Source organism: Hyalangium sp., assembly GCF_035629615.1.
In the GTDB taxonomy this organism is placed as follows: Bacteria; Myxococcota; Myxococcia; order Myxococcales; family Myxococcaceae; genus Hyalangium.
In genome coordinates this window covers 1-10,761 of sequence record NZ_DASPHO010000550.1, presented here as the reverse complement: position 1 = coordinate 10,761, position 10,761 = coordinate 1, and the positions used below count along the sequence as shown (strand labels likewise).

Here is a 10,761-nt window from a genome sequence, read left to right as displayed (position 1 = left end):
TGCGGACGATGTTGATGGCGAACCGCTGGCTCGGAGGGCTGCTCTCGGCACCCGTGGGACGCCAGTGGCTGGAGCTGCAGGCGAAGCTGTTGCCCGAGGGCCCCACCGAGGCTCAGCGCGCTGGACGTCACGCCACCCTCGTCGCGGAAGTGGAGGATGGCGCGGGCCGCCGCATGCGGGCGCGCCTGCGGACTCCAGAGGCTTATGGGTTTACCTGCACGACCGGGCTGGCCATCGTCGAGCGTGTGCTCGCGGGAGATCTGGAGGCTGGGGCCCAGACTCCCGCCCGCGTCTACGGCCCGGACTTCGTGCTCTCGTTCCCAGGTGTCTTGTACGAGGAACTTTGAGGGATCCGAGGGCAGGGGAACGTTCGCGCGAGGACTCCTACGAGCGCTCACCGCGTTGACAGGTTCCGCCGCGCCACCATGAATGCAGGCGATGACACGCCAGCATCCAGTCGAGATCGCCATCGTCGGGGGTGGATGCGCCGGCATTACGGCCGCATTCGAGCTGACGCGGCCCGAGCTCCGAGGCCAGTACCGCGTCACGGTGTACCAGCTTGGCTGGAGGCTGGGAGGCAAGGGCGCGTCCGGCCGAGGGCCCGCAGACCGTATCCAGGAGCACGGCCTGCACCTGTGGATGGGGTTCTATGAGAACGCGTTCCGGCTGATCCGCGAGTGCTACGCGGAGCTGAAGCGCGATCCGGCCACCTGCCGCATCGCCGACTGGAGCGATGCCTTCGTCCCCGATCACTTCAACGGCGTCGCGGACTGGTCACCGGACGGACGCTGGTCTCCCTGGACGGTCCAGCTGCCTCCCTTCGAGGGGCTGCCGGGTGATCCAGGCAACGCGCTGCCGCGATGGACGATCGGCGACTACCTGGCGAGGAGCCTGGAGCTGGTGAGGACCCTGCTGGCCACCGTGCAGGAGCCTGCCCCTGGGGCTGCTCCTGAAGCGCCCCAGCCCCCCAAGAGCACCGGGACACCGGAGGCGCTCCTGGAGACGATGTCGCGTCTGCTCGAGTACGGGCGGTTCGCCACGCTCGCCGCGGTGGTGGAGGCGCTGGGGCTGATGGAGGTGGCGCTCGCGACGTTGCGTCGCTACCCGGAGAACCTGCTCATCCGCTTTCACGATGCGGTGGTCACGGCCGTGCGCGGCCAGTTCGAGAAGCTGATCGAGAGCAACGACAGGCTCCGCCGCGTCTGGGAGATCGTCGACATGATGCTGGCGATCATTCGCGGCGCCCTCCGCTTCCGCCTCCTGACCGATCCACGGGGCTTCGACGCCATCGACGACTACGACTGCCGGGAGTGGATGCGGCTCAATGGAGCCTCCGAGCGGACGATCAACAGCGCCTTCATCCGCGCGCTCTATGATCTCACCTTCGCCTACGAGGACGGTGACCTCAGCAGGCCTCGGGTCGCCGCGGGGCAGGGGCTGCGCGCCGCGTTCCGTGCGTTCTTCACCTACCGGGGCGCTTTCTTCTGGAAGATGCGCTCGGGGATGGGTGACGTGGTCTTCGCGCCCTTCTACGAGGTGCTGAAGCGGCGAGGTGTCCGCTTCGAGTTCTTCCACCGCCTGGAGAACGTCAAGCTCTGCGATCCGGCTCACCTCGCGCCCGGCGAGCGCCCGTTCGTCGAGGCGCTCGAGTTCGACGTGCAGGCCGCGATCCCGGGAGGAGGGGAGTACCAGCCCCTCGTGGACGTGCGAGGGCTGCCGTGCTGGCCCGCGGCCCCTGACTACCGGCAGCTCGTGGAGGGCGAGCGGCTCGAGCAGGAGGAGTGGAAGTTCGAGTCGCACTGGGAGCGGCGCAAGGTGGGCACGCGGACGCTGCGGGTGGGGAAGGACTTTGATCTCGTCATCCTGGCGGTGGGGGGCGGAGCGATCCCCTTCCTCTGCAAGGAGCTGATGGAGAGGGATCCGCGCTGGCGGGCCATGGTCGAGCGCGTCAAGACCGTGCCGACCCAGGCCTGTCAGCTCTGGATGAACACGGACATGAAGGAGCTCGGCTGGAGCCATGCGCCCGTCAACCTGTGCGCCTTCGTCAAGCCCTTCGACACCTGGGCGGACATGTCACATCTGGCCACCGAGGAGAGCTGGCCTCGGCCGCCCGGGGCGCTCGCCTACTTCTGCAGCGTGCTTCAAGACGTCCCCGAGGAGGAGCGGGCCCGCCCCGCCTTCCCCGAGGAGCAGCACGAGCGGGTCCGGCGCAACAGCGTGCGCTTCCTCGAGAAGGACCTGGCCCACCTGTGGCCTCGGGCGTACCGGGAGTCCGGCGGGTTCCGCTGGGAGCTGCTCATGGATCCGTCTGCGCCGCACGGAGAGAGCGCGGGTGAGGCGGGAGAGGCCCGCTTCGCCTCGCAGTACTGGACCGCGAACGTGAACCCCTCGGACCGGTACACCCTCTCCCTGCCCGGGAGCCTGCGTGCTCGCATCTCGCCGCTCGACAACACCTACGACAACCTCACCGTCGCGGGCGATTGGACCGACAGTGGCTTCAACCAGGGCTGTGTCGAGGCCGCCGTCATGTCAGGACGGCTGGCGGCCCATGCGATCTCGGGAGCTCCAAAGCTGGAGGAGATCGCGGGGTTCGATCACCCATGAACCGTGTCTCAAACCGTTGGAGCGTTCCATGGATCCTCGTGAGCGAGTGAAGAAGCCGGAGCCGGGGCGCACGCAGCCCGTCCGGAACTGGGGCGCGGTCTTCGAGCGCCCAGGTGGCAACTCCGTCCCCCAAGGAGTGGAGATGGGCTACCGCGTGATCGAGGAGTACCTGCGCCAGGGCCAGAACGTCGCGCGTGCGATGTGGGCTCCCGCCGTCGGAGGCACTCCATCGGGGGATGGGCTCCAGAACCAGATGGGGGCGATGCTCCGGAGCTTCGCGGACTTCGCGAGCCTCTGGCTGGACCTGATGGGGAAGGCCTCGGCGGGAGGAGCCACTGCGCGCGAGCCAGGGGTCACACCCGCGGCCGGGACGGCAGGCCCGTTCTCCGCTGGCGTCGCACCGAGTGCCGCTAAGGCACCGAAGGCCACCGCCTCTGAACCCACGGAACCTCCGGCGGCGCCCGAGAGTCCGGAGGTCCAGGCGGTCGCTCCACCCAGCCACCTCACCCTCGACATCGACTCGACCCGACGCACCGAGGTCTCGATCGACCTGCGCCCGCGCGCGTCCGACCGGGCATTCCGGGTGCATGATCTGCGTGCGCCCGAGCCGGCCTCGCCGCGGATCCGGGGGGTGATCATCGAAGCGGTGCCGGAGGAGGATCGGGTGACCTTCCGCATCCAGATCCCGGACGACCAGCCCCCCGGTCTCTACAGCGGCATCATCCTTGACGAGCACACGGGGCTGCCTCGGGGCACGCTCTGTGTGCGAGTCGTCGCGCGGTGAGGTGAGCCGTGAGGACCGCCACGGACAGCGCTGTGCTCGTTCGGGAGAAGCTCGCGGAGTACGGGGCTGCCACGCAGGCGCGGATGCGAGAGTACCTGCGAGGCCGGCCGCGCAACCCCGAGTTCGAGGAGCTCATCGCGGACTATCCCCAGCGAGGAGGCCGGGCGCTGCGGGCCAGCCTCTGCCTGGCGACGGCGCGGGCGTTCGGGGCCTACCCCACGGACGCGCTGAACTCGGCCGTGGCCATCGAGCTGCTCCACAACGCGTTCCTGGTTCACGACGACGTGGAGGACGAGAGCGAGGAGCGGCGCGGGCGGCCCACCCTGCACCAGCGCCATGGAGTCCCCACGGCCATCAACGTGGGGGATGCGCTCGCCATCCTGAGCCTGCGGCCGCTCATCGACAACGCCGGGACGCTGGGCGTGCGCCTCGCCCTGCGGATCCTCGAGGAGGCCGAGCGGATGGCCCACGAGTCCGTCGAGGGGCAGTCCCTCGAGCTGGCCTGGCGCCAGCACAACGTCGTCGAGCTTCGCGAGGTTGACTACCTCCAGATGGTCCTGAAGAAGACCTGCTGGTACACGACGATCTACCCGATGCGCATCGGCGCGCTCATTGGAACGCGGGATGGCGTGGAGCTCGATCGGTATCTCCGGTTCGGGTTCTTCGTGGGGGCCGCGTTCCAGATTCAGGACGATCTGCTGAACCTCCTGGAGGATGAGGGGCGCTATGGCAAGGAGCGCTACGGGGACATCTGGGAGGGCAAGCGCACGTTGATGCTCATCCACCTGCTCCACGCCGCGAGCACCGAGGAGCGTGCCCGGCTCTCACGGGTGCTCGGGGTTTCGCGAGCGGAGCGGACCTCGGAGGACGTGAGCTGGATCCGGGAGCGGATGGAGGAATACGGCTCGATCGACTATGCGCGGCAGATCGCCCACGGGCTCGCCGGAGCCGCGCAACACGAGTTCTCCGTCGCCTGCGCCGACCTCCCGGACTCGCCGGACAAGCGGTTCATGGAAGCCCTGCCCACGTGGGTCATCGAGCGAAGCTGAGCCTGCCAGGGGACATAGGCCAAAACCCGGTGAGAATCATATCCGAGATACTGCCGAGGCCATTGTTGCAAAGAGGAGCACACCGGTGAGACTTGCGTCGTTTTCTCCGCCACCGAAGGAGGTCTACAGGGGCTGTCCTCTCCACCCTGGAGAGAGGTGCTACTTCTCCAGCTCTTGCGGGAGTGGGTTTCTGAGGAATCGAGCACCTTGGGGGAGGTTCACGACCTGGTAGCCCTTGCCGGAGATGCTCACAAGTTCACCGTCGGGAACACTGGCCCTTTTGAGCCATTCCTCGGCTTCCTCGCGCGTTGCGAATGCATGGGAAGCCTTCACACTCTCGATCGCTGGAGTCGTCATCTGCCGGAAGAATTCGCGGTAGTCGTCAAGCTTGCCGATCTCACGCACGTAGACCAAGGCCGCGGCGGCGGCCCGGAGTGATGCTTCTTCCGCCGAGCCGCCTTGAAACCCATGGCTAATGGACTCAATGGTGCGAAGGGCCGCATCCACATCAAAGTGAGGGTCGTATTTCATGGCTGATCCAGAGCTAGAGTGCGGCTGGCACGAGGAGCAACGCCCCGCTTCCGCCTGTGGCGATGATGAATGATACGCCAGCGATGACAACCACTGTGCCAATGATGAGTTCTGTCTTGTGCTCCCTGAGCCAGTCCAGTGCGGAGTCCATGCTCTTGAAAGTCAACTCGGATGCTTCCTTGGTCGCTTTTTCCCTCTCCTTCACCGGCGTTCCAGCATCGTTCGAAGCAGTCAACCTGCTCTTGGTCGCAATCGTGCCCACCTGAACCGCCAATGCCAAGAGCATCATCTGAAATGACATAAATCTGGCGTTGCACCTGGGGTTGAGCATGACTGCAACCGAGGCCAGCCACTACCACGGACATGAAGAGAGTCAGAACCTTCACAAGTGCTCCTTGAGTGCGCGGCGGAGAATGCCGCTCTGGTGCGCTCCTTGGGCAAGCACTACCTGCTGCCGTGTGCGAGCAGCCCGTGGGGCGGGGACTGAAGCAGCGGCAAGGAGGGAGCAGCGTCATCAAGCGGATACCCGTGTGGTGAGCGCCTTGCGCACTCCTCCCGCGTGTCTTGCCACACCACCCGGTGGTCCTGGCCATCGAAGGTGAGTCGGCCTGCGCGTTGGCAGGCTCCGAGGGACGTACGGGGAGTTCGGGCGAGACCTGAGGCCCGGTGATGGGAATGGCCGAGAGGGCCTGGCGCGGGTTCGGCAAGAGGCCGATGTGGCGCGAGTAGCACCTCCAGCAGCCGCTTCCAGACACCCGCGCGGTGCCACTGCCTCAGCCTTCGCCAGCAGGTGATGCCACTGGGCCACTTTAGCTCGCGGGTTCGGAGACGCGGCCCATGAAGAGGATCATCCCCGAGGAGTTCTCGCGCAGGAAGAAGAGGAAGGGGTGGTCGGCGCGGAACTCCTTCGGCACCTTGGGCCGCGCGAGGCCGGTCCTCGCGACCATGACGACGGCGGTGGCGGCGGCGGCCTCGGTGCCTTGCTCGTCGAGCTTCACGAAGGCCTTGTGGATGACCTTGCTGATGTGCAGGCGCTCATTCGGGTTGGGCGGATTGGCCATGCCCGTGAAGTCTGCCTCCTCCGGGTTGAAGGCCCGCCTCATCCCCATCGCTCCCAGCGCCTCTCCCAGCTCCAGTGAGGCCTCGGGGTTGACCTCGAAGCGCGGCAGCACGACGTTGACGGTCTCGTTCATCAGGGCCGCGAACCACCCATCCCACTGCGCGCTCGTCAGGTTCCGCTCGACGGCCTCCAGGCCACCCACGGCGTCTGGGAGCACGAACATCATCGCCATGTCTCCGTCTTTGTAGAGGATCTCCAGCACCTTGACGCCATCCACCTCGGCGAAGCGGTAGTCTCCCTTGCGGCGCATCAGGGGCACGTCCTTCTTCACGGTCGGCGTGACGAAGAACGGCTCGGGGGCTGTCAGCTCCTCCGAGAAGGGCTTGGCCCAGGTCGCCTTGAAGTAGATGGCGTTGACGAGCACGAGCTTCGTCAGCCCGGGCCTCAAGCTCCTCTCCGGCAGCAACTCCTGGATGCGATCCTCTGTCTGCCGGGCGATCCAGGCGTTGATGGACTTGCGCGTCGCCTCGACCTCGACGTCGAAGTCCACGGCCTCGAGGGGCGCCCCGAACGTGGCCTGCGTCTTCTCGAGGTACGGCTTCTCGAACGTGTAGCTCCTCGAGCCAAAGAGGCGGTTGGCCACACGCAGGAGGGTGACGTCGGAGCTCGTGTTCCAGGACTGGAGGAGCCGCCCCGCCGAGTCCATGACCTCGTCCGGGGTGCCCTCGAAGTGGAGGACCCGCTTCATCTCGTTCGCGGTGTCACCCTTGGCCCCTCCCCACGTCATCGCAAGCGCGAGAGTGATGCTCACGGGCGAGACAGCCAGGTTGCCCTGGGCCTCGCGAATCTGGCTCCAGAGGTCGGCGGCGAAGGCGTTGCTGCTCCGGGCGAGCCTCGCTACCTCCCAGGGCGAGGGCGGTGTGACGGGGCTGGTGGTGTCTGCTGACTTCCCGGTCGTCATGGGGGCTCCTGGTCGAGGGCGCCACCTTCTCGTGAACCGATGCTCGTCGCCACTCTCTTGCAGCCCCTTTATTGCGACGAAGCAGGAGCAACCGGCAGCGTGAACGTGAACGTGCTGCCCGCGCCTGGCTGGCTCTCGGCCCAGATACGTCCCCCGTGAGCTTCCACAATGCACTTGGAGATGTAGAGGCCGAGCCCCAGCCCTCGCCGGTCCCCGCTGCGGGCTTGCCAGAATCGCTCGAACACAGCGGTGAGTTGCTGGCTCGGGATTCCCGCGCCGGTGTCCGTCACGGAGCAGTGGACCTCCTGGCCCACAAGCTCCACTCGGATCGAAACCCTGCCTCCTGCCTTGGTAAACTTGATGGCATTGCTCAGCAGGTTGGCGAGTACCTGAAGGACACGCTCATGGTCGAATTCCGCCATCAGGGGCTTCCCGCGTATCTCCGCGTCGAGAGAGAGGCCCTGGGCCGAGGCCAGGGGTTGGAACGCCTCGACTGACTCCCGCACGAGCTCTCTTGCATCCTGCAACGAGGGGGCGACGAGGAGCTTGCCCGCCTCGATACTGGCCACATCCACCAGGTCTCCGATCAGCCGGTTCATCCGCGCAGTGAACCGCTCGATTTTCTCGAGGCCTTGTACGGTCCTCTTACCTGCCGCGTCTTCGGAAGCGTTCCGCTTGAGCAGAGCCGCCTGCAAGGCGATTCCCGAGAGAAACGTGCGCAAGTCGTGGCTGACCACCCCCATGAATTCATCCCGCGTCGCAAGCCCCGCGTCGGAGCGCTCCCGCTCCAACAGCAGACGCGTATCCGTTTCCACTCGTTCCAGGTGAAGGAGGGCCGCCAAAGCGCGCTTGCCCTCCTCGCGCTCGGCCCGCAGCTCCGCGTCAGAGGTTGCACGCTCTCCCTGCAGGACTACATCCTCGTGGGCCCGCTCCCGGTCAATGCGCTCGATCGCTTGGGCGGACGCCTCACTCCGAGCCAGCTCCACATCCACGTCGTCGCGGGCCTCCTGGGAGACCTGATCAGCCTTCTCCCGAGCCGTTTGGATGGCGGTGTCTGACGCGTCTTCAATCTCGGTCTGCGTCTTGGCGTACTCACGGTCGGACTGCGCACGCTCCGCGCGGAGGCTTTCGTCCGTGTGGGAGCGCTCGGGCTGCGGGTTTTTTTCTTTGGACGTCATGGAGTGCCCTTACTCACGTACCCATGCGCGCCGCCACACCCTTGCGAGCAGCGCGGCCTCCGGTGTATCAGAGCCCACTTTTCTGGCGCGCGTCCGAGGAGGGCACGAGCTTCCAGCAGCAGCTCGACGCCGTGCGCGAGGAGCTTGCGCAAGTCTATGTCCGTGAGTCCAAGCTGCCGCTCGGAGAGGTGGCCTACCTCCTGGGCTACTCGGAGCTCAGCACCTTCCTGCGTGCCTTCCGCCGCTGGACGGGGAAGACGCCGAGCCAGTTCCGCCAGAGCTGATGCCTGCGTGGCGCGCAGTGCCAGCACTTTCGGCGCGCGCGGCCATCCCCGCGCGCGCGGCTTCGTGGGACTTGGAGGGCCCAAACACCGCCCCTCAGGGCGCGGACCTCTCATGGAGAAGCAGCGATGTGGAACTCGATCCCCCGACTCGTATCCCTGTGCACCCTCCTAGACGGGCTTTGGCAAGCACGGCCACCACCATGGAGGCGGTGGAGACGGAGAGGCTCCCTCGTGGCTGCGCCTGAACATTCGCCAGCGCTCCGTCACGGGCAACCTCGGCTATCGCTGGGTGTGGGACTCGGGCTTCCACATCACCGCACGCTTCGGGGCCGGCTATGGCCGCGCGACGTGCTCGGGGCGGTCCCCGTGGCGCTCGACACCGAGCTCGGCTTCGGGGTTCGCTTCTGAAGCCGAGGCGCCTCGTGAGCGAGGCTTCGCCTGACACGCTTCAGGCGCTGAGCTGGAAGACCTCGGCGTTCATCAGATCCGGCACGTGGACGCGGTGGGAGTCCGACTTGCGAGGCGCCACGGTGCCGTAGGCCTCGGTGGCCAGATAGAAGGTGGTGCGCACCCGCCCGCCCTCGCGCCGCATGGAGGCCCACTGGATGAGCCCCACGCCTGCCTCGAGCGGACGGTTGGCCAGCGCCCACACGCACCGATCGAGCACCGCGTGGCTCTTGGGGTCCAGCACCGCGCGGATGCGGCGCAGCGCATCCCGGTCGTTGTCGGCGTAGCTGCGGATGGGGCAGTGCAGCGTGGCGCTGTAGGGCCGCTCGTCGTCATCCGAGGTGAACGCCCAGCACGTCAGCGTCGAGCGCTGCGCCGAGAACCGGTTGTCGTCTCCCTGGATGGCCTCGCAGAATGCTCGCGCCTCGCCGGCCGAGTACTCCTTGGCCTGGGACATGGCCGCCTCGATGTCCTCGGGGGCCGCGTCCCGGTGGGCCACGTAGATCTTCACGCGGGAGACAGACTGCCCTCCCATGTCCAGGGAGAAGTAGAGCACCTCGTCCTGGACGCCGCGGCGCATGACCACCTGGGACAGGAAGCGCCAGGCGTGCTTGAAGCCCAGCCGCGACAGCGCCTCCTCGACAATCTCGTTGGCGTGCTCGGAGCCGCGTGCCAGGGGGTTGAGGTAGACCTTGATCTCCGCCCGCCCGTCCGGCTTGAGGCAGAAGGCGTGCCACAGGGAGAAGCGCACCTGGGGGTTGTGGGGCTCGAACAGCTCCTTCACCCGGTTGAAGTGCTCCAGCGAGAGGCCGAACTCCTTGTTGAGCCGCTCGTTGAGGGCCAGCCCATCATCCCAGCTCGTTTGAAGGGTGGTGGGGTGGTTCTGCGCCTCGATGAGGAAGCGAATCTCCGGGCGGCTGCCCTCCAGGGCGATGGAGAGCTCGAAGGGCGTGTGGTCATCCGAGATGTCGGACTTCCAAGGCGAAGTCTCTCCGACGCGCCGCGAGTTCCACGAGTCCGTCATGAAGGTGAAGTACTTCTGCACCTTCTGGGTGTCCACGGAGGTGAAGCCGGCCGACTTGCACAGCGCGGCGATGCGCGAGTTGCCGAAGTCCAGGAAGCTCATGTCGGCAATCTGGGCGGCCGTGCTCGCCTGCCGCGCGGGCCGCTCCTGGCCGGCGAACCACTCCTGGATGTGCTCGAGCAGGTAGTCAGCCAGCTCGTTGGCCAGGGAGAACACCTGGTCGATGTCGCTCAGCGCCTGCTGCTCCTGCTCGGGCGTCAGGTCCAGCTCGAGCGAGGCCGTGCTCCACTGCCCCATGTGCAGCTGGGTGCGCAGCGAGTCGATGCTCACCAGGTGCTTGCGGGTGCTGGCCTCCAGCTCGCGCGCAATCTGCTCCAGCGCCACCAGGCTCACCTGCCCCACCGACTGCAGCGCCATCAGCAAGATCTGCCGGCGCAGGGGCGTGGCGGAGCGGGCCAGGGAGATGAAGTCGTAGAGCACTTCGCGAACCGGGCCGCAGTGCTCGCCCCACAGCAGCTGCAGCATGGAGTTGAAGTCGGAGACGGAGTGCAGATCCAGCAGCTGCAGGTCCTTGAGGAACGGGCTCCAGTGCGGACTCTCGGTGCCCTCCTGCTGCGCGGGGGCCTCCTCACCGATCAGGCTGCTGGCCAGCTCGGTGGAGCCCATGACGAGCGGCGCCACGCACGGCAGGAAGCGGAGGCGAAGCTGAGGGGAGAAAGACGAGTCCAGCAGGAGGGTCACAAAGGGAGAAACGGCGAAGCCCTGCTGCCTCTCCTCCAGTTGGCTCATCACCTTCTTCATCGCGCTCCCTCCGTGGAAACCAGCCCCGAGTCTTGTGC

General features: G+C 66.8%; 10 protein-coding genes. 5 read left to right on the top strand and 5 right to left on the bottom strand.

Features of this window, described 5'->3' with window-relative positions; genetic code table 11:
* From VD972_RS27995 to VD972_RS27980, 4 genes are all read left to right on the top strand, one after another.
* Positions 1–347: hypothetical protein (locus VD972_RS27995; protein WP_414654141.1), on the top strand; the 347-nt coding region annotated here is incomplete at its 5' end.
* A 91-nt stretch (positions 348–438) separates the two neighbouring features.
* Entirely contained in the window at positions 439–2,604 is a 2,166-nt protein-coding gene (locus VD972_RS27990; protein ID WP_324991810.1) for an FAD-dependent oxidoreductase, read from the top strand.
* A 28-nt stretch (positions 2,605–2,632) separates the two neighbouring features.
* Positions 2,633–3,388: a hypothetical protein gene (locus VD972_RS27985; RefSeq protein ID WP_324991809.1), complete on the top strand. Its 756-nt coding sequence runs from the start codon at positions 2,633–2,635 to the stop codon at positions 3,386–3,388.
* Between the two features lie 8 nt (positions 3,389–3,396).
* Positions 3,397–4,437, top strand: coding sequence for a polyprenyl synthetase family protein (locus VD972_RS27980; RefSeq protein WP_324991808.1), 1,041 nt, complete (start codon positions 3,397–3,399; stop codon positions 4,435–4,437).
* Between the two features lie 159 nt (positions 4,438–4,596).
* Here VD972_RS27980 and VD972_RS27975 read toward each other — a convergent pair whose 3' ends face one another.
* From VD972_RS27975 to VD972_RS27955, 4 genes are all read right to left on the bottom strand, one after another.
* A complete protein-coding gene (locus VD972_RS27975; RefSeq protein ID WP_324991807.1) occupies positions 4,597–4,968 on the bottom strand; it encodes a hypothetical protein in 372 nt (123 codons plus the stop codon).
* A 13-nt stretch (positions 4,969–4,981) separates the two neighbouring features.
* On the bottom strand, positions 4,982–5,299 hold the full coding sequence (locus tag VD972_RS27970) for a hypothetical protein (RefSeq protein ID WP_324991806.1): 318 nt from the start codon (positions 5,297–5,299) through the stop codon (positions 4,982–4,984).
* A gap of 478 nt (positions 5,300–5,777) precedes the next feature.
* Positions 5,778–6,989 carry a serpin family protein gene (locus VD972_RS27960; RefSeq protein ID WP_324991805.1) on the bottom strand — a complete coding sequence of 404 codons (1,212 nt, stop codon included), beginning with the start codon at positions 6,987–6,989 and terminating at the stop codon, positions 5,778–5,780.
* A gap of 68 nt (positions 6,990–7,057) precedes the next feature.
* The gene (locus VD972_RS27955) at positions 7,058–7,981 is read right to left on the bottom strand and encodes a HAMP domain-containing sensor histidine kinase (RefSeq protein WP_324991804.1); all 924 of its coding nucleotides are present in this window, start codon (positions 7,979–7,981) and stop codon (positions 7,058–7,060) included.
* 248 nt (positions 7,982–8,229) lie between these two features.
* On the opposite strand from VD972_RS27955, the gene VD972_RS27950 reads away from it, so the two are divergent.
* Positions 8,230–8,451 carry a helix-turn-helix transcriptional regulator gene (locus tag VD972_RS27950; RefSeq protein ID WP_324991803.1) on the top strand — a complete coding sequence of 74 codons (222 nt, stop codon included), beginning with the start codon at positions 8,230–8,232 and terminating at the stop codon, positions 8,449–8,451.
* A 448-nt stretch (positions 8,452–8,899) separates the two neighbouring features.
* Here VD972_RS27950 and VD972_RS27945 read toward each other — a convergent pair.
* Positions 8,900–10,761: tryptophan dimethylallyltransferase family protein (locus tag VD972_RS27945; RefSeq protein WP_324991802.1), on the bottom strand; the 1,862-nt coding region annotated here is incomplete at its 5' end.

Coding starts and splice junctions, on each gene's coding strand:
- VD972_RS27990 (WP_324991810.1), top strand. CDS start 439: ATGACACGCCAGCATCCAGTCGAGATCGCCATCGTCGGGGGTGGATGC.
- VD972_RS27985 (WP_324991809.1), top strand. CDS start 2,633: ATGGATCCTCGTGAGCGAGTGAAGAAGCCGGAGCCGGGGCGCACGCAG.
- VD972_RS27970 (WP_324991806.1), bottom strand. CDS start 5,299: ATGCTCAACCCCAGGTGCAACGCCAGATTTATGTCATTTCAGATGATG.
- VD972_RS27960 (WP_324991805.1), bottom strand. CDS start 6,989: ATGACGACCGGGAAGTCAGCAGACACCACCAGCCCCGTCACACCGCCC.
- VD972_RS27975 (WP_324991807.1), bottom strand. CDS start 4,968: ATGAAATACGACCCTCACTTTGATGTGGATGCGGCCCTTCGCACCATT.